Origin of the sequence: Pseudomonas sp. RSB 5.4, from assembly GCF_037126175.1 — a bacterium.
GTDB classification, from domain to species: Bacteria; Pseudomonadota; Gammaproteobacteria; order Pseudomonadales; family Pseudomonadaceae; genus Aquipseudomonas; species Aquipseudomonas fluorescens_H.
Window position 1 is genome coordinate 4,427,230 of sequence record NZ_CP146986.1, and the last position, 16,672, is coordinate 4,443,901.

Consider the following 16,672-nt stretch of genomic DNA (forward strand, 5'->3'; position numbering starts at 1 on the left):
GTTCAGTCATCCGCCTTGGCGAGCGCTTCATGGGTATTGCGGATACCGGCCTGATCGAGGGTCAGATCAGCTTCGGTCAGCTCCAGCGGCGTGACCTGAACGGTGTAGCGCCACTTGGTTTCCGGCAGATCGCGGTACGCAGCGAGGACGCCAACGTAGCGGCTGCCCTCCTCCACGCTGAGCTTCATTTCCACGGTTTCACCCGGGCGCAGTTCGAGTTCTTCGCTGGCCACCAGATCCGGGTTGAGGGACTCCTTGGCGCGCTCGTAGAGGCTGAAGAAATCAGCGTTCTCGAAGGTCACCGGGTGCTTGAGTTCGAACAGGCGCACAACGATCGGCGACGGACGACCGTTGAGGTCCGGGTTGAGCTGATCGCTGCCGGTCAGCTTCAGATTGACTTTGGTCACTTTCGAGTACGGCGACAGCGACGAGCAACCGGCGAGCAGCACCAGTACGGTGAGCGCAGTCAGCGTCTTGAAAAAAGCGGTCGAGCGGCGAGACATGCGCATCATCCTTGGTGGTCGGTGTGGAGGGTGGAGATCAGGCGGATCTGTTCTTCGTAGGCCTGGGCGAAATCGCGGGCCAGCAGGCGCTCGCTCCAGTCATCGTCCTGACGCAGTGCCTGGTGGTAACGGCCGAACGCTCTCCAGCGCCCGCCCGACGTGGCGATCAACGGCTTGTTGTCGCGCTCGAAACGCAGGGTCAGTTGCTCCGGCGAGAAGTGCTCCAGGGTGCCGCGCACGGCGGCGCGGCTGGCGGTAAGCAGCGCGACCTGATGCGCTTGCAGATCGCGGAACGCACGGGAAATCGCCTGCTCGGCAGGGAGATGACCAGGCTTGTGCGGCTGCAACAGAATCTCCAGCGCTTCGCTCGGATCGACGGCGAATTTCAGCGGGTTCTTGTTGGTGCCTTGCACGGTGGTCTGGGCCAGACGCAGTTCGTTTTTCAGCTCCGAACGGGTGCGCAGGCTCTGCTGCAAACCGCCGATGCTCTGCCGCAGCAGGCGTGCGGCGTTGAGTGCCAGCGCTTCGCGGGCGTCGTGATCCAGGCCTTTGACGTCAACGCCCAGCGCTGCACCGAAATGCTCCCAGAAACCCTCGCTCTGCCGCTCGACGACCTTCGGGGCCGGAGCTGGCTCGGGCTCAACCGGGGCGATCAGCTCCGGCACCATCAGGCTTTCCATGTCGATGCGTGCATAGTCGGCACGCTGACGGGAGTCCTCGGGCTTGGCGGTCGGGGCCAACAGTTCGTCGATTTCCGAATAGACGCGCTCTTGCTGTTCAATCGCGTTCAGCGGATCAAGATCGAGGAAGGCGTCGTCCGGAATGATGCTGCCAGCGGCACGCGGACGGCCGACTTCACCATCGAACGTCGCCGGGTCACGCACCAGCCGCGCACGAATCTCGAAGTCGCCCAGCACGTAGGTGCTGCCGTGCTCGATGCGCACCGGTTCGCCCTTGTGCAGGCGTGCGCCGCTGTCGCCGTCCTGGACACCGTTGCTGCTGGTGTCGGTCAGGAAAAACGTGCCCTCGCGGTAGCTGACAATCGCGTGGTGATTGGACAGATGACGCTTGCGGTCAGGAATGATCCAGTCGCAGTCCTCGCCCCGCCCGATCACGCCGCCGGCCTGTTTGAAGGTCTTCTGGCACAACTCGGTGGGCACGAACTGCTTGGTGTTCAGCATTTCGAAAACCAATTCCATGTTTGATGCTCCTTGCGGTCACTTGCCGCGATTGACCGCTTGCGGATCACCCAACGGGCGATAGTCGTTGTCGTTGAATTTGTAATTGCCGCTACAGCCGCCAAGGCCGCATAGAACGACGAGGGTCAGCAGGACAGCGTGCCAGTGACGAACAGACATCAGAGGGTCTCCAGGGGTAGACAAAGCACAAAGCGCCGACCCTTGCGGGCGGCGCTGAAATTAATTCTTTGGGCGGTCTCGAAGGCTCTACATCGGGGCCTTGAGCCAGACCACCGAGGCGTATGCACCTTCCGTGGCGAGTAAGCAACCTGTGGCGAGGGGACTTGTCCCCGATGGGCTGCGAAGCAGCCCCAAAACCTGATTACCGGTTCTTTCAGGAAAACCGCGTTTGCTGGATTACGACTGCTGCGCAGCCGATCGGGGATAAATCCCCTCGCCACAGAGAAGCCCTTCAAGACAGGAGTTGTGCAAACGGCAAGAGCCAGGTTCAGATCAACCATCGAAGTCACCCAGATTGATATTCAGGCGCCCGAGGCGGTAGAGCAGCGTGCGGCGCGGCAGGCCCAGTTCGCGGGCAGCGAGGGTCTGGTTGCCGTCGTTCTTGCGCAGGCAGTCGAGCAACAAAGTGCGTTCGACTTTTTCCAGGCGTTCGCGCAGGTTCAGGCCGCTGTGGTCTTCGGGCATCGGCTCCATGCGCAGGGAGAAATGCTCGGCCAGCAATTCGCCGCCCTCGCACAACAGCACCGCGCGCTCGACCAATGCCTTGAGTTCCCGCACGTTGCCGGGGAAGGTGTAACCGGACAGGTGCTCAAGCGCCGCGTCGGACCAACGCACCGGGTCGCGCTGCAGGTAAGCGCAGGCCTTGTCGGCGAAGTGCCGGGCCAGATCGAGGATGTCGCCTTCGCGCTGACGCAGGGCCGGCAGTTCGATCGGGAACTGTGCCAGGCGGTAGTACAGGTCCTCGCGGAACTTGCCTTCGCTGACCAGCACCGCCAGGTCGCGGTGCGTCGCGGCGATGATGCGCACGTCGATCTTGTGCGTGTCGTTGGAACCCAGCGGGCGGATCTCGCCTTCCTGCAACACCCGCAGAATCTTCGCCTGCAGCGACAGCGGCATGTCACCGATTTCATCGAGCAACAAGGTGCCGCCGTTGGCCGCATCGAACAGTCCGGCACGGTCGCGATCAGCGCCAGTGAAGGCGCCCTTGCGGTAGCCGAACAGCTCGCTTTCCAGCAGGTTTTCCGGGAACGCCGCGCAGTTCTGCACGATGAACGCCTGGGAGCGACGGGGACCGCAATCGTGAATCGCCCGCGCCACCACTTCCTTGCCGGTGCCGGTCTCGCCGCGCAACAGCACGGTGTACGGGCTGTGCAGGACTTTGCTGATCAGCGAGTGGGTCTGGCGCATCGCCGCGCTTTTGCCGATCAGGCCATAGCCGTTGAGACTCGGCACGCTACGACTCACTGGCGTCTCGACCCCGACCGGCTGACGCAGGCGTTGCAGCAAGTGCAACTGACCGAGGACAAACGAGCCGAGCTGGCCGAGGGAATCGGCAAAACCCTGCAGATCGACGTGACGGCGACTGGCGCACAGCAGCAGGCCTTCTACCGCCTTCTGCTGATTGACCAGCGGCACGCACAGCAGCGATTGCCAGGCACCGGCGGTGGCCGGCAGGAAACTGGTTTCGTGCAGGCTGGCACCCAGATCATCCAGGCACACCACGCGGTTCTGGCACAGAGCGAATTGCAGCAGTTGCTCACCGTTGTAGTCCGCCGGCAGGCTGGTGGCGGCGCGCGGTTGCAGCGCGCCGTCGAGGCATTCAGCGTTCATCCCCAGGCAGGTGTGGGTGGCGTCGAGCAGGTACAGCTGGGTCAGTTCGCAACCGCTCAGCTCGGCCAGACCACGCACGAAGTCACCCAGCAGCGCAGCACCGTCCGCCGCGCGCGACAGGCTGGCGAACTGCGCCAGCAAGGCTTCGGCATAGACCAGTGGCTGCGGCACTTGAGTGAACATCACACCCACCTCAGGCGAACTCGCACGTCACGCTGGCGTTGCCGTCGAGCGTGGCATGCACACGCTTGAGGCTTTCACCGGTGGCCATCGCATCGAGCAAGCGGTCGGCCACCAGCGGCAGCACGTGCTGGTCGAGCAGATGGTCGATCAGGCGCGCGCCGCTTTCGCTTTGCGTGCAGCGCTCGGACAGGTGATCGACGAGGTTCTGGCACCAGCTGAAATCCAGCTGACGACGGTTGAGGCGCTCGCCGAGACGACCGAGCTTGATCTCGATCAGCTCGCGCAGCACCGGGCCGCCGACCGGGTAGTACGGCACCACTTTCATCCGCGCCAGCAGCGCCGGTTTGAAGTGTTTGCTCAGCACCGGGCGAATGGTCTCTTCCAGCAACTCGGCGGTCGGGCGGGCGCCGTTTTCGCAGAGGTCGCTGATCTTGTCGCTGCCCAGGTTCGAGGTCATCAGGATCAAAGTGTTGCGGAAATCGATTTCGCGACCTTCGCCGTCGTTAGCCACGCCCTTGTCGAAGATTTGGTAGAACAGGTTGAGTACGTCCGGATCGGCTTTTTCGACTTCATCGAGCAGCACTACCGAGTAAGGCTTCTGCCGCACCGCTTCGGTGAGCATGCCGCCCTCGCCATAACCGACGTAGCCCGGTGGCGCACCGATCAGACGCGAGACGGTGTGCTTCTCCTGGAACTCGGACATGTTGATGGTGGTGATGAAACGGTCGCCGCCGTACAGCAGGTCAGCGAGGGCCAGCGCGGTTTCGGTCTTGCCGACGCCGCTCGGGCCGACCAGCAGGAATACGCCGACCGGCGCGTCCGGTTTGTTCAGGCCAGCGGCGGTGGCGCGCATCGAGCGATCCAGAGCGTGCACGGCTTGTTCCTGACCACGGATGCGCGTGCGCAGGTCGGTGGCGAAACTCGCGACCTTGGCGTTGTGTTCGCGGGCCAGTTGCGCCAGGGGCACGCCGGTCCAGGCGCTGATCACTTCGGCGACCAGACGCGGGCAGACTTCGAAGCTGACCAGACGCTCCTTGACCTGCGCAGCGGTCAGGGCGCTGTGGGTCTTATTCAGCTCGGCCTCCAGCGCTTCGACGCTCTGGCCTTCCTCGACCTCGGCAACGAGGGTTTCGATCACCGTGCCTTCGGCGTCTTCTTCAACGCTGACGGTCGGCTCGACAGCGGCAGCTTCACGGGCCTTGGCCAGTTGCTGACGCAGTTCCAGCAGGCGCTCGGCCAGCTGTTTCTGTTCGGTCCACAGGCTTTCCAGCGCGACCATTTCGCTTTCGGCTTCGTCCAGTCGCGCTTCCAACGCATCCAGCGCTTCGTGGTCAATCAGCAGACCAGCCTCGGCATCGCGGCGCAGAGCCTGACGTTGACGGCCACCTTCGGCCAATTCGCCACGCAGGCGTTCGAGGCTTTCCGGGGCGGCGGCGAGGCTGATGCGCACGCGGGCACAGGCGGTGTCGAGCACGTCGACAGCTTTGTCCGGCAGTTGGCGACCGGCCAGATAGCGGGCGGACAACTCGGCAGCGGAGACCACCGCGTCATCCCGCAGGTAGATGCCGTGGCTCTTCTCGTAGACCTGCGCCAGACCACGGAGAATGGTCACCGCTTCGCTGACAGTCGGCTCATGCAACTGCACCGGCTGGAAACGACGGGCCAGCGCCGGGTCCTTCTCGAAGTATTTCTTGTACTCGGCCCAGGTGGTGGCGGCGATGGTGCGCAGTTCGCCACGGGCCAGTGCCGGCTTCAGCAGGTTGGCCGCGTCGGAACCGCCGGCATTGCCGCCAGCGCCGATCAGGGTGTGGGCTTCGTCGATGAACAGGATGATCGGTTTCGGCGAGGCTTTGACCTCGTCGATCACGCCTTTGAGACGACGCTCGAATTCACCTTTGACGCTGGCGCCGGCCTGCAGCAGGCCCATGTCCAGCGACAGCAGTTCAACGCCCTTGAGCACCTGCGGCACTTCACCGGCAGCGATGCGCGAGGCCAGGCCTTCGACGATGGCGGTCTTACCCACGCCAGCCTCGCCGACCACGATCGGGTTGTTCTTGCGGCGACGGGCAAGGATGTCGACCATCTGCCGGATCGCGCCATCGCGGCACAGCACCGGGTCGAGTTTGCCGTCGCGGGCCTGTTGGGTCAGGTTGTGCGTGAAGCGCTGCAGCAGCGATTCGCCCTGCGCCGCCGGCTTGCCGTTGGCGGCCGGTTGCTCCTGTTGCGACAGGGCAAATTCCTTCAGGCGATCGATGTTCAATTTGGCGAGCAGCGGCTGGTAACGGCTGCCGGCGTAGCGCATCGGGTTGCGCAGCAGCGCGAGGATCAACGCGGCGTCTTCGACCTGGGTCTGGCCCAGTTCGAGGTTGGCCACCAGCAGCGCGTCTTGCAGCCACTGCACCAGTTCCGGGGCAAACACCGGGTTGCGCGAGGCGCTGTGTTCAACGCGAGATTGCAGCGCGGCGCTCAGTTCACCGGCGTCGACATCGGCATCCTGCAAAGCGCGGGACAGCAAGCCATTCTGACGTTCCAGCAGACCCAGCAGCAGGTCTTCGACGAGGATCTTGCTGCCGCCACGGGCCACGCAACGTTCAGCCGAACGCTCCAGATCGCGACGGGTTTCGGCGTCCAGCGCCTGGATGAGTTGTTGCAGGTCTACGTTGATCATGGCTCACGTCCTTAATGAATTTTGCTGCCCAGGGTGACCACGCCGTCTGCCTTTTCGCAGCCCAGCCAACTGGTCCACCCCAGGCGACAGTCGTTCTTCTCACCAATGCGCAGTTCGCGGATTTCTTCCGGGCGCAGCACCAGGCGAATGTCGTAATCGAGCGGGTCACGCAAGGTGAACCGCACCAGCGCGCACAGCGGCTGGTAACCGAAACCGATCGGCAGGAATTCGTGGAATCGCTCCCAGTCGAGTTCGGTGATGTGAATGCGGAATTTGCCGCTGCGGTCGCGCACCTGTTCGCCCAGCACCAGGTCTTCACCGAGCAGGCTGTTGGCACGGCCGAGGCGGTTGCGCTGCTCGTCGAGGATCTCCACGCGGCGCTCGATGCACTGCTCGATGACCAGGTCTTCGTGCTTGAAGTAGTAACGCAGCACGGCTTCGATCAGCGCCGCGGAGTGCGCGCGCAAGCTGAGCAAACCGAGGTACGGCAGCAGGCGTTTCCAGTTCAGTTCCTTGGCCTTGCGGATCTCGTCTCCACCCAGACCGATCAGCGCGAACAGCTGCGAGGAGAACGGGTCGATCGCGCCACTCTGGAAGCTGGCGCGATAGCGGTACTTGCGCCAGATCGGCAGCATCAGTCGTTGCAGGCGATGGTGGAACAGGTCGAGGAAGTTGCGCGTCGGGTTGCCGTCCTCGCTGTCGCCCAAGGCCTGTTCGCCGTAGAACGCCGGCAGCGGCGAACCGGAGCCGACCAGCCCGATCAGGTTGAAACGCATGCGTGCGCGCATCTGCCCGTGCTCTTCGAAAAACTCCACGCGATCGACGTCGCTGCGCGGAAAGCCCAGGCTCGGGTTGGCCTGAAACTCCACCTGATCGTACAAATCGTCTTCGCTGAGGTACGGGTGCGCCTCGCGCAGCCGGTCGATCACCAGCAGCACGGCCTGAAACAGCGAGTACTCGCGTATTACCTTGGTCAGCCCGCTTAAAGCAGGGGCTGCAGGCCCATACGTGGTGTCCATTGGTACACCTCTCCCTGTGTGCTTTTTACCCGCAGCTCGTGGTACGAATTGAGACTGGCGTAAAGCGCGAAAAACTCGTTAAGAACCGAAGCGAAAACGAACAGGTCGCCTTCGCCGATATATCCTTCCGGGTCGATGGTCAGCTCGGTGCGCAGACCGCGCACCGGCAAGCCACGGTGCAGCCGGTCGACGTGATGGTGCTTGATGTGCTTGAGGCCGCCGAGCAGGCGTTTGCTGACCTTCTCCGCGTGCTGGTCGTAGTAGCGCGGCAGGTCGTAGGTTTCGAGAATCACCTTCAACGCATTGACGTCGGCCAGCGACAGATAGTTGAGCGACATGTTGCTGATCAGCTTCCACAGGAAGTCACGGTTCAGCGGCGGCGCGAAACTCGAAGTGGCCGGGGTGATGTTGCGGAAACTCAAGAACTCCGGGGTCTCTTCGCAGGCCATGCAGATGTCGCCGAGCTTGAGCTTGCGCGGCAGGTTCTGGTTGGTGCACATCAGCTCGATCGACAGGGTTTCGTGGGCTTCGGTGTGGCGGATACCGAAGCTCAGGTAGGTGTCGAGGCCGTCGTGCAGCAACGATGAACGCTGGCGGATGCTGTAATGCGGACGGCTGTTGGGCACGTCGAAACTCGGGTCATGCTCGAAGGATTCGAACGGCACGTACTCCTGATAACCGAGGCCGCCGGGTTTCCAGCCGGTCACGGTTTCCACCGAGAACACGCCGCAGTTTTCCAGATCGTATTCCGCCGGCAGCAGCAGGTATTCATCCTGTTTGCCATCGAGGCGGATCGGCAAGGCGTCGTGCGCGAACAGGTTGGCAATCGGCGTGCAGAACAGCTTCACGTTATCCAGCGTCGGACGCATGCGCATGATCCCGCTCTTGCGGATATCGAAGCGCAACTCCAGGCCGCGCATCTGCTTGAGAGTGTCTTCCGGCAGCGCCTTGAGGATGTCCAGACCGTTGACGTCGACGAACAGGAACTTGTCCTGGAAGGCGAAGTATTCCTGCAGGTAGCGATAGCCACGGAAAGTGTTCAGCGGATACGGGATCAACGCTTCTTCTTCGGCAAAGCCCACTGGCTTGACCCGGTCACCCGGAATCTTGAACGCCATCGGCTTGCCGGCCACGCCATCGATTGGCTTGCCAGCGCCGTCGAGCGGGATCAGCTCAATGCCTTCCAGGTTGCGCAGCAGGCTCAGGTAGAGCATCTGGCTGATGTAGCGTTCGCCGGCAAAGTGCAGGCGCAGTTTGCTCAGCTCCAGCTCACCGAGGTGGCCGTCGGCGCTCATTTCCAGACGCAGGCTGAGCAGCGAACCGTCGCCCTTCACCGAGTAGTTCAGCGCGGCCAGATCCAGAGGCAGCACTTCGGTCGGGTAGCAGGTGCGGAAACGGCAACGCACGTCTTCGATCGGTTTGCTTTCAATCGGGGTATCGCGCTCGACCAACAGCGCCGGCCCGGAACGCTTCAACGGATCGAACTGCAAAATGCTGAACGCCGGCAGCGGGCGCATGTAGTTCGGCCACAACAACTGCATCAGCGAATGGCTGAGTTCCGGCAGCTCGTCATCGAGCTTCTGCCGCAGCCGCCCGGTGAGGAACGCAAAGCCTTCCAGCAACCGCTCCACATCCGGATCCCGCCCGGCCTGGCCCAGGAACGGCGCCAACGCCGGACTACGCTCGGCGAAACGGCGACCGAGTTGGCGCAGTGCGGTGAGTTCGCTTTGGTAGTAGTGGTTAAAGGACACGGGTTACCTGCCTGGTAGTGGAACTCATCAAAAAAATATCCTGTAGAGCGCGACCGTCACGCCGGCACAGACATAACCGCCAATCAGCAGGAACGGCACAATCGTGATCCAGCCGTACGCCATGTAGGCATCACTGAGCTGACCGACGACCAGACTGAGCAAGCCATACAGCATCCACGGCACGGCATAGAACGGGATGAACTTCACCGGCGCCAACCAAACCATTCGCAATGCCTGCTGCTCGTTCCGGCGCTGCGCCGATCGGGACATCCACAGCGAGAAACCAAGAAGCCCGGGGATTCCCCACCACAACAGGTACTGCCAATAAATCCCGGACGACTCGGGCGTTAAATACTCGCCATTCCACTGGTCATAGGAAGTAAACGCCAACACCGCCAGCAGTGGCAGCCACAATGCAGCCATGAAGAAGCTGAGTTGCGCGCGACTGAGGACGAGCATCTCGCTTGATGAGTCGGTCATCGGCGAACCTCCACAGCGTGATCCGGCGCTTCGTGCTTGGTAATCTCGACGAACACCCCGCCATCCTCGGCTCCAACCCACAGCGCGTTGGGATGCGCGAACAGCTTTGGTTCGGTCGAGCTTTGCATTCGCACCAGCAGCGTCAAGCCGACCACAATCGTCAGCAAACCGACCGAGCCGAGAAAAGCGATGAGACATTGCCAGGCTTTGAGTTTCATCGAGCCCACCCGAACAAATGCTTCATGGGCAGAAAGCCCCGGTATCGACCGTCCAGGAACGGACCGCTTTTTCTTCAGTTTTTTCGATGCTCGCTACTGCATTTCGCAAGGTCTGCGCGTCGATGGACTTAGTCGCGTTCTGGCTTTTGATCGACAGGCTGTACTGGTCGCTGATCTGACCGGATACGTCTTCACCGAATGACTGGTAGTTGCCGATGGAACTGCGCTGGTTCGGGTTTAACGTGAAACTGCGTGGCTGATCGGCATAGTTGGAGTCGTTCGCCAGCGTCAGCTCCAGTGGTACTCCACAAGTGTTCAGCAGATAAACATCATTGCGATAGACCTGCTGCGCAGCGCATGCAGTCAGCGAAAAGAAGTACGCGAAGAAACTTACCCATCTCATCATCAAAATCGTCTTTGGCAGTTTCATGGACAAACCGATGCCTCGCTGATTGTCCACTCGCGCTGCGTGCCTTCAGTGACTTTCTCGACGGCAGCCAGGTGTTGTTTCAACTGAGCGGCGTCCAGGGTCTTGCTACCCGCGGCATCGTGGAGGGTCAGCTGATAATTGCTCGGGATCTGTTCGATCACGTCTTCACCGTAAGAAGCAAAACTCGCCACAAGCGCGCGTGCGCCTGCTGCAACGTTAAGGTTGCGCTCCAGTGAATGCATGTTCGAGCTGTTGGAGACCTTGATTTCCAGTGGCTGGCCACAACGGTTTTCCATGTACACATGGTTGTTGTAGACCTGCTGCGCGGCGCAGCCGTACAGGGAGACAAACAGCAGGATGAAACCGGCGAACCTAGTCATCGAATTCAACCCTGGCCAGCCAAAGCAAGCTCTTCACGTCTTGTTCGGAAGCGGCCATGCGCTTCTGCAGGTTGGCGGCCGACTGGGTGTAGCTGCTGAAGTAATGCATGACATCCACCTCACCCGTGCTCGGTGTCGGGTGGTTGGCCTTGGGGTTCTGCATCAACGTTGACGTTTCCTTGTGCGTCCACGAGTAATTCGGGATCAGCCCGCCACCGTATTCGTTGAGAATCAGATGCCCGAATTCATGCGCCGAAGTCTCTTTGAACTCTTCCTGGGCGTAGTTGGCAGCATCCGCAGCCGTGAGGCCCTGACGCTTGACGAGCTGGTCAAAGGCATAGCCAGCGTTGTGGTAAACCTTGCGGGCAATTGCCAGGCTGGTCGACCGACCGAAGTCCGCTGACAACGAGTCAATCAACGGGAAGTTCACGGCCTTGGGCTCGACATTGACGTCGGCTTTGACCGTGACTTTGTAGACCCCTTTGCTGGTCGTGATGCCTTCGGCAATACCACCGCCGCGCGAACCATTGCGAGACCAATACAATTCGATGCCTTCCTTGGCCCAACCCAGCAGAGTGCTGAATGGCGTAGGCACCAGGCCAGGCGTGGAACCACTGCTGCCACCATCCGAGAAGCTCGGGCGCAGGGTCACTTCCACGGTCTTGGCATTACGATCGATACGCACATCGACCCACTTCACCTCTTCGGCCGAACAAGCGAGCTTCACTTCGGTGACTTGCTGCTTCCCTGCTCCGGTCGCGGTCAGACGTACCTTGAGGTTTGGGCTTTTGAGGATTTTGGTGTCGAGGATGCCGGCCGTGTCGTAGCCGTCCCATTGCCAGGGATGCTTGCCTGGCGGCAGGAACGGCGCAGTGTTGGCTTCGGCGTAGACCGGCTTTTCGCCGTCCAGCACTTCCAGCTTCACACTGTCAGCTGCGTCCATGCGGTTCTCGACTATGAAATCGACCAACTCACGGTTTTTCGATGTTCCTGATTTCAGCTCGTCGAAGTCTGGAATTTCCAGCGGCGTCATTACCGAGTTGCCACCGGACTGCAAACCCAGTCGGTAATCCAGCGCCGCGACAACCGCTATAGCGGCAAGCCCCGAAAATGGCGCCGGCGAATGCGAATTCCCGATAATCACCGTCCCGGAACCTGCCGTGACTTTATTGCCGTGAGAACCAACCGAACCTACGGTCGCAGCTGGTTTGCCATTGATCAAAACGGTGGTCGCCAGATCGCCAACCAACGCACCACCACACGCCGAGGCATCGCCTTGGCGGGCGGCCGCGAGGCCGTCGAAGAACACGTCGCCGGAACCGGCGGCGATGGGGTTGGTACCGTGGCCTGGAAGTGGGCAAGCGGTGGGGTCGGATACGCGTGCTGCGGGTTTGCCAGACATCGGGAATCTCCTTAGGTGACCTTCACTTGACCGCTGCCATCCAGGCGCGCGGAAAAACTGACCTGACGCTTGAAACCCTCGACTTCCAGCAGGCCTTCGATGCTGAAGGCCAGCCGCAGCTGGTCGTGGTCACGCGGCAGGGAAATGACACGCACGTTGCTCAGGCGCGGTTCGTAGGCTTCGATGAAGCTTTCGATGGCCAGGCGGGCCTGACTCAGGGAGTCGTGCAGGCTCAGGCGCATGTCATTGAGATCGGGCAACCCGTAGTCGGACAGCGTTTGCACGCTGCCCGCCCGGGTGCTGAGCATTTTGGCCAGATGGGCAGCCACCGACGCCATGGCAGAAGCCTCGAGGCTCCTGCCCTTGCGTAGTTCCGCATCGCCGTTGAGGCGTTCGAAAAGGCTGCCGTATCCGTCCATGAGCTGCTCTTACTCTTTGTCCAGCTTGCCAACCAGCGACAGGGTGAAATCGGCACCCATGTACTTGAAGTGCGGACGCACGTTCAAGCTGACGCGGTACCAGCCCGGCTCGCCTTCAACGTCGCTGACGATCACTTGCGCAGCGCGCAGCGGACGACGGCCACGGACTTCGGCGCTCGGGTTTTCCTGGTCGGCCACGTACTGGCGGATCCACTTGTTCAGTTCCAGCTCGAGGTCGGTACGTTCCTTCCACGAACCGAGTTGCTCGCGCTGCAGCACTTTCAAGTAGTGAGCCAGGCGGTTGACGATCATCATGTACGGCAGTTGGGTGCCGAGCTTGTAGTTCAGCTCTGCCGCCTTGCCTTCTGCGCTGATGCCGAAGAACTTTGGCTTCTGCACCGAACTGGCGGAGAAGAACGCCGCGTTGTCGGAGCCTTTGCGCATGGTCAGGGAGATGAAGCCTTCCTCGGCCAGTTCGTATTCACGACGGTCGGAGACCAGAACCTCGGTAGGGATCTTGGTTTCGATTTCGCCCATGCTTTCGAAGTGGTGCAGCGGCAGGTCTTCAACAGCGCCACCGCTCTGTGGGCCGATGATGTTCGGGCACCAGCGGAATTTGGCGAAGCTGTCGGTCAGCTTGGTGCCGAACGCGAACGCGGTGTTGCCCCACAGGTAGTGCTCGTGGCTGTTGGCGACGGTTTCCTTGTACACGAACGACTTCACCGGGTTTTCTTCCGGGTCGTACGGGTTACGCAGCAGGAAACGCGGCACGGTCAGACCGACGTAACGGGAATCTTCCGAAGTACGGAAGCTCTGCCATTTGGCGAATTGCGGGCCTTCGAAGTGGTCTTTCAGATCTTTCAGATCCGGCAGGCCGGTGAAGCTTTCCAGACCGAAGAATTTCGGGCCGGCCGCGGCGATGAACGGCGCGTGGGACATGCACGAAACGCTGGCCACGTACTGCATCAGTTTCACGTCCGGCGAGCTTGGGGACATGAAGTAGTTGGCGATGATCGCGCCCACCGGCTGACCACCGAACTGGCCGTATTCAGCGGTGTAGATGTGCTTGTACAGGCCCGACTGCATGACTTCCGGCGAGTCTTCGAAATCGTCCAGCAGGTCTTCTTTGGAGACGTTGAGGATTTCGATCTTGATGTTTTCGCGGAAGTTGGTGCGGTCGACCAGCAACTGCAGGCCACGCCACGACGATTCCAGAGCCTGGAAGTCCGGGTGGTGCAGGATCTCGTCCATCTGACGGCTGAGCTTGGCATCGATCTCGGCGATCATGCGGTCAACCATGGCCTTCTTGACCGGCTCACCGTTGTTCTGCGGCTTGAGCAGTTCTTCGATGAACGCCGACACGCCACGCTTGGCGATGTCGTAGGCTTCGTCGTCCGGAGTCAGACGGGTTTCGGCGATGATGCTGTCGAGAATGCTGTACTCGCCGCTTTCGGCGCTCTTCTCTTGTGCTGCGCTAGTGCTCATTGTGTTGGCTTCCTTGGCTGGAGTCTCAGGCGTCCGGGGCTGCGGCGTTCAGGCCCAGCTCACCGAGTACGCGACCGCGGGATTCGTCGTCGGCGAGCACGCCTTCGATCGCTTTACGGAACGCAGGTGCGTTACCCAGCGGGCCTTTGAGGGCCACCAGCGCATCGCGCAGTTCCATCAGTTTTTTCAGCTCAGGCACTTGCTCGACCAGGCTGGCCGGGTTGAAGTCCTTCATCGAATTGACGCGCAGTTGCACAGCCAGCTCGTCGGCCTCGCCATCTTCCTGCAGACGGTTCGGCACGCTCAGCGTCAGACCCAGTTCTTGCTTGGCCAACACTTCGTCGAAGGTCATCTTGTCGATGCTGATCGGCTTGCGATCTTCGATTTTGCGATCGTCCTTGCGGTGGGTGTAGTCACCGATTGCCAGCAGCTTCAGCGGCAGTTCAATCTCTTCCTGAGCACCGCCGGTGGCGGGTTTGAAGGTGACGTTGATGCGTTCCTTGGGGGCTACCGAGCCTTCTTTGGCCATGGCTTTTCTCCTTGCGGTTGTGGCCCTGGGGCCTATTCGAGTACCACTTCGAGATCGAGGTGGCACAGCCTGCGATAAATCTCTTCCTTGCGTTCACGCACTGCATGGTTCTGCGGTAACAACTCGCAGCAACTGTGCAGCAGGTGCAGCACTTCCAATGCAAGATCGGGCTCCCAGGCGTGCAGGCCTGAGTCCTGTAATGTCTGATCGAGGGTTTCGAGCTGGTTCTTGGCCAGTTCGTACTTCTTGGCCATGAAGCACAGTCGCGCGAGGGCGAACTGCCAGAAAAACCGCTCGCGGCCACCGTGGGCCGATTGCAGCCCCTGCTTGAGGATTTGCACGGCAGGCTTCAAGCCTTCCTTGCGCAGCAGCGGCAGCACTTCCTGCAGGGCCTTTTCCCAGGCCGGCTGGGTTTCAACGTCGTCGGTTTCAACCTTGCGCGGCGCGCTGGCGCTTTGCAGGTGCGGCATGACATTGCCGGCGATCCACGCCCGGGTGGACGGATCGGCAAACGGCGCGCCGTCATGGAAACGACATTCGATGATGCCGGGCAGGCGCTGAACCAAAAGCGCGAAGTGGATTTCCACTTCGCGCATTGCCATCTCGGCGTTGAGGTTCTGGAGACATTCCCAGACCATCCTCTGACCATCGAACCAGAACGGCGCCTTCGCCAGGCTCGCCTCCAGTTCCACCAGCAGGTCGGCGTATTTGCCCTGATCGAAGCGATCCTGATACTGCTTGAGCTTGTCGACAGGCAGACCGCGCAGCACGGTGATCTGCTCGGCATTGCGCTCAGGCACCGCGTCGATCGGCAGCCAGAGCAAAGTGCGGTTCAGACGCAGGGCGCGCAGGTCGGTGGCCTTCTGCTTGAGCCACCAGGCACACAACGGACGCGCGCTTTCCTGCTGGGCGCGCAGGGCCTTGTAAGCGTCTTTTTCGTTGTCGATCGGTGCGCCGGGAGTCAGCAACTGGCTCGCGGCCTGCTTGACCTGCGCCACCGCTGCGCCCACCACACCGGGGGCCGGCTGGTTGTCGGCGGCGCGCTGGATCATGGTTTTCAAGCGACGCGAGAGCGGCAGCAACAGCGGCGCGTCATCGCCCAAGTGCTCGGTGCACGCGGCATCGAGGCCGGCCAGATGCTCGGACAACTGCCGGAACATCGGCAGCTGTTCCTTGATCGCGATGTTTTCGGTGAGCACCTGCTCCAGACGCGGCACCAGCCAGCCGATGGCGGCGGCACGGGTGCGTGGTTTGAGCGGGTGAACGTCGGCCCAGTGATTTTCCGACAGATGGTGCAGCAGACCGAGGCCGGCCAGCAGCCCGGGGAAGGATTCACGCTGGTACAACGACCAGGTCAGCCAGGCGCCGACGCGCAAATCCTTGGATTGGGTACGCAGCAGATTTTCGCTGTTTTCACGGATTTTCAGCCAGTCGATCTGCCCGCTTTCGTGCATCGACGAGGCTTTGGCCAGCTCGCTTTCCAGCGCCTCGAATTCGCTCGAAAAACGAACATCTTCGCCCGCGAAATTCTCTTTGGAAACAGAGACTTTTGCGAGTTCGAGGTAATGGGCGGAAAGTTTGCTTGAGTAGGACATCCATGGCCTTTAATTAGGATTACAGTCATGCGCCTATTGGAGTTGCCACGGCGCGGGACAGTATCGAAGAGCGGTGAAGCGACTCATCCAATTGAGATGTGCTCTTTCAAGTGGGCGCATCGTAATCACTATGATGGCCACTAGCAAGCATCTGGTTAAACAACAAGACGAAGTGTTCATTGGGCCGTGTAGGAGATCGCCCTATATGTGGCAGGGGAATCCCTGATGGCGAATTATATTGTGAACATTTGCCCTGCGCCCTCAGAACCCTTGATCCAGAGCGGCCCGATCCAGCCTGCGCGAATCGCGTCGAACATCCGTCCTATTACACGGGGGCCAGCATGACAACTCTCGAAAAAAATAGAAGTAGGATTTTTCCGAAAACCCGCTGGAATTACAAACAATTCAGCGGCGACAACGCTCAACAAAAAAAGTGCCATCAATTTGATGGCAATTCATTTTTCTGAAACTTTATTCATCTCGTGAATGCTGTACTTCAGTGCCAACTCAATAATTATCGAAGTGACTTCCTACAGTCATCTCCTTCAATCCGCACAACACTTTCACTTCGGAATACTCTG

General features: G+C 60.8%; 15 protein-coding genes and 1 pseudogene. All 16 read right to left on the reverse strand.

Annotated features, from left to right (window positions below):
* Positions 1-2: 2 nt before the first annotated feature.
* The 16 genes and pseudogenes from tssJ to tssA all read right to left on the reverse strand — a co-directional run bounded on the left by tssJ (position 3) and on the right by tssA (position 16,091).
* Positions 3-503, reverse strand: coding sequence for a type VI secretion system lipoprotein TssJ (tssJ, locus tag V9L13_RS20125; protein WP_103483742.1), 501 nt, complete (start codon positions 501-503; stop codon positions 3-5).
* Between the two features lie 5 nt (positions 504-508).
* On the reverse strand, positions 509-1,702 hold the full coding sequence (tagH, locus tag V9L13_RS20130) for a type VI secretion system-associated FHA domain protein TagH (RefSeq protein ID WP_003229565.1): 1,194 nt from the start codon (positions 1,700-1,702) through the stop codon (positions 509-511).
* A gap of 18 nt (positions 1,703-1,720) precedes the next feature.
* A complete protein-coding gene (locus V9L13_RS20135) occupies positions 1,721-1,861 on the reverse strand; it encodes a hypothetical protein (protein WP_003229566.1) in 141 nt (46 codons plus the stop codon).
* 333 nt (positions 1,862-2,194) lie between these two features.
* Entirely contained in the window at positions 2,195-3,715 is a 1,521-nt protein-coding gene (locus V9L13_RS20140) for a sigma-54-dependent Fis family transcriptional regulator (protein WP_045122679.1), read from the reverse strand.
* Between the two features lie 10 nt (positions 3,716-3,725).
* A complete protein-coding gene (gene tssH / locus V9L13_RS20145) occupies positions 3,726-6,383 on the reverse strand; it encodes a type VI secretion system ATPase TssH (protein WP_262141233.1) in 2,658 nt (885 codons plus the stop codon).
* An 11-nt stretch (positions 6,384-6,394) separates the two neighbouring features.
* Entirely contained in the window at positions 6,395-7,402 is a 1,008-nt protein-coding gene (gene tssG / locus V9L13_RS20150; protein WP_003229570.1) for a type VI secretion system baseplate subunit TssG, read from the reverse strand.
* Positions 7,366-9,153: a type VI secretion system baseplate subunit TssF gene (gene tssF, locus V9L13_RS20155; protein ID WP_003229572.1), complete on the reverse strand. Its 1,788-nt coding sequence runs from the start codon at positions 9,151-9,153 to the stop codon at positions 7,366-7,368. Before tssF ends, tssG begins: the two co-directional genes overlap by 37 nt.
* 27 nt (positions 9,154-9,180) lie before the next feature.
* Positions 9,181-9,633, reverse strand: coding sequence for a hypothetical protein (locus V9L13_RS20160; protein WP_103483745.1), 453 nt, complete (start codon positions 9,631-9,633; stop codon positions 9,181-9,183).
* The gene (locus V9L13_RS20165; RefSeq protein WP_003229575.1) at positions 9,630-9,851 is read right to left on the reverse strand and encodes a hypothetical protein; all 222 of its coding nucleotides are present in this window, start codon (positions 9,849-9,851) and stop codon (positions 9,630-9,632) included. Before V9L13_RS20165 ends, V9L13_RS20160 begins: the two co-directional genes overlap by 4 nt.
* Positions 9,852-9,873: 22 nt before the next feature.
* Positions 9,874-10,281, reverse strand: a complete 408-nt coding sequence (locus V9L13_RS20170; protein ID WP_003229577.1) for a hypothetical protein — start codon at positions 10,279-10,281, stop codon at positions 9,874-9,876.
* Complete coding sequence (locus tag V9L13_RS20175) at positions 10,278-10,661, reverse strand: hypothetical protein (protein ID WP_338800357.1); 384 nt, start codon at positions 10,659-10,661, stop codon at positions 10,278-10,280. Before V9L13_RS20175 ends, V9L13_RS20170 begins: the two co-directional genes overlap by 4 nt.
* A gap of 1,108 nt (positions 10,662-11,769) precedes the next feature.
* Positions 11,770-12,063 (reverse strand): annotated as a pseudogene (locus V9L13_RS20180) (PAAR domain-containing protein); the annotation flags it as partial.
* An 11-nt stretch (positions 12,064-12,074) separates the two neighbouring features.
* Positions 12,075-12,482, reverse strand: a complete 408-nt coding sequence (gene tssE, locus V9L13_RS20185; RefSeq protein WP_003229582.1) for a type VI secretion system baseplate subunit TssE — start codon at positions 12,480-12,482, stop codon at positions 12,075-12,077.
* Positions 12,483-12,491: 9 nt separating this feature from the next.
* Positions 12,492-13,967 carry a type VI secretion system contractile sheath large subunit gene (gene tssC / locus V9L13_RS20190; protein ID WP_003229584.1) on the reverse strand — a complete coding sequence of 492 codons (1,476 nt, stop codon included), beginning with the start codon at positions 13,965-13,967 and terminating at the stop codon, positions 12,492-12,494.
* 25 nt (positions 13,968-13,992) lie between these two features.
* Entirely contained in the window at positions 13,993-14,496 is a 504-nt protein-coding gene (gene tssB, locus V9L13_RS20195) for a type VI secretion system contractile sheath small subunit (protein ID WP_003229587.1), read from the reverse strand.
* A 32-nt stretch (positions 14,497-14,528) separates the two neighbouring features.
* On the reverse strand, positions 14,529-16,091 hold the full coding sequence (gene tssA / locus V9L13_RS20200; protein WP_003229588.1) for a type VI secretion system protein TssA: 1,563 nt from the start codon (positions 16,089-16,091) through the stop codon (positions 14,529-14,531).
* Positions 16,092-16,672: the final 581 nt, after the last annotated feature.

Coding starts and splice junctions, on each gene's coding strand:
- tssC (WP_003229584.1), bottom strand. CDS start 13,967: ATGAGCACTAGCGCAGCACAAGAGAAGAGCGCCGAAAGCGGCGAGTAC.
- tagH (WP_003229565.1), bottom strand. CDS start 1,702: ATGGAATTGGTTTTCGAAATGCTGAACACCAAGCAGTTCGTGCCCACC.
- V9L13_RS20165 (WP_003229575.1), bottom strand. CDS start 9,851: ATGAAACTCAAAGCCTGGCAATGTCTCATCGCTTTTCTCGGCTCGGTC.
- V9L13_RS20170 (WP_003229577.1), bottom strand. CDS start 10,281: ATGAAACTGCCAAAGACGATTTTGATGATGAGATGGGTAAGTTTCTTC.
- V9L13_RS20175 (WP_338800357.1), bottom strand. CDS start 10,661: ATGACTAGGTTCGCCGGTTTCATCCTGCTGTTTGTCTCCCTGTACGGC.
- tssG (WP_003229570.1), bottom strand. CDS start 7,402: ATGGACACCACGTATGGGCCTGCAGCCCCTGCTTTAAGCGGGCTGACC.
- V9L13_RS20140 (WP_045122679.1), bottom strand. CDS start 3,715: ATGTTCACTCAAGTGCCGCAGCCACTGGTCTATGCCGAAGCCTTGCTG.
- tssB (WP_003229587.1), bottom strand. CDS start 14,496: ATGGCCAAAGAAGGCTCGGTAGCCCCCAAGGAACGCATCAACGTCACC.
- V9L13_RS20135 (WP_003229566.1), bottom strand. CDS start 1,861: ATGTCTGTTCGTCACTGGCACGCTGTCCTGCTGACCCTCGTCGTTCTA.
- tssA (WP_003229588.1), bottom strand. CDS start 16,091: ATGTCCTACTCAAGCAAACTTTCCGCCCATTACCTCGAACTCGCAAAA.
- V9L13_RS20160 (WP_103483745.1), bottom strand. CDS start 9,633: ATGACCGACTCATCAAGCGAGATGCTCGTCCTCAGTCGCGCGCAACTC.
- tssH (WP_262141233.1), bottom strand. CDS start 6,383: ATGATCAACGTAGACCTGCAACAACTCATCCAGGCGCTGGACGCCGAA.
- tssE (WP_003229582.1), bottom strand. CDS start 12,482: ATGGACGGATACGGCAGCCTTTTCGAACGCCTCAACGGCGATGCGGAA.
- tssJ (WP_103483742.1), bottom strand. CDS start 503: ATGTCTCGCCGCTCGACCGCTTTTTTCAAGACGCTGACTGCGCTCACC.